The 1002-nt window shown below is 66.9% G+C and carries 1 protein-coding gene; it reads right to left on the bottom strand.

What is annotated here, in order from left to right; genetic code table 11:
- Positions 1–894: fibronectin type III domain-containing protein (locus F0U44_RS22040; RefSeq protein WP_223163803.1), on the bottom strand; the 894-nt coding region annotated here is incomplete at its 3' end.
- Positions 895–1002 lie beyond the last annotated feature (108 nt).

The following is a 1002-nucleotide window of genomic DNA, read 5'->3' as shown; positions in this document are numbered from 1 at the left end:
GAACCAGTATTTGGTGCCGTTGATCAGTCCGGTGGCGTCGTAGCTGGTGGGGGTGACGGGTGTGGTGGTGAGTTTGGTCCAGGGGCCGGTGGCGGTGGTGGCTTGGTAGACGTGGTAGCCGGCGAGGTCGTTGGCGGTGACTGGGTTCCACGTCAGGTGGGCGGTGGTGTCGCCGGGGGTGGCTGTCAGACCGGTGGGCCTTGGTGGTGGTGTGGTGTCGGCTGGTGTTGTGGTGGCGCTGGGGGAGCGGGGCGATTCGTTGCCGGTCTTGTCGATGCTGGTGACGGCGAGCCAGTACTTGGTGCGGTTGGTCAGACCGGTGACGGTGTAGGCCCGGGTGGTGAGGGCTGTGGTGGTGAGTTTGGTCCAGGGTCCGGTGCCGCTGGTGGCTTGGTAGACGTGGTAGCCGCCCAAGTCAGTGGCGGACACCGCGGACCACGTGAGCCGCACGGTTTGATCACCTGGGGTGGCGACGACGTCGGTGGGTCGGGGTGGCGCGGTGGTGTCGACGATGGTGATGGTCTTGCCCGGGGTGATCACCTCTGCCGCGCCTTGATAGACGGTCGTCACGGCACGGTAGGTGAAGGAGCGGGCGACGCTGGTGTCGACTGGGAGTGCTGCCGAGCCGTTGTTCGCTTGTACGCCGGAAGCGACCAGGGTCCAGTTCGAGCCGTCACGGCGTTGGAGCTGAACCGGTCGACCGGGTCGTGCCGGTTTGAACACGGCGGTGGCCTTCACGCTCGAACCCTGCGGGGTCGTATCGGCCAGGGTGAGGGTGCCTGACTGCAACTGGGTCGGGACCGTCTTCGAAGGCGTGTAGGTCGCCGGGTACGACACGCCGGCGATGGTGGTTGTGGGGGCCAGGACTCGGTAGGTGGTGGTCGTGGACAGCATGGTGCGGGTGAAGCTGAAATCGCCGGTGGCGGTGGTGTTGCCTGAGGCCAGGTCGACCCAGCCATCGGGGGACTTGCGCTGCAACATCACCGGCCGCGACGCCTGCGG

The organism is Nocardioides humilatus (assembly GCF_008373755.1).
GTDB classification, from domain to species: Bacteria; Actinomycetota; Actinomycetes; order Propionibacteriales; family Nocardioidaceae; genus Nocardioides; species Nocardioides humilatus.
The sequence above is the reverse complement of the archived record's forward strand: the minus strand, read 5'-3'. Positions and strand labels throughout refer to the sequence as shown.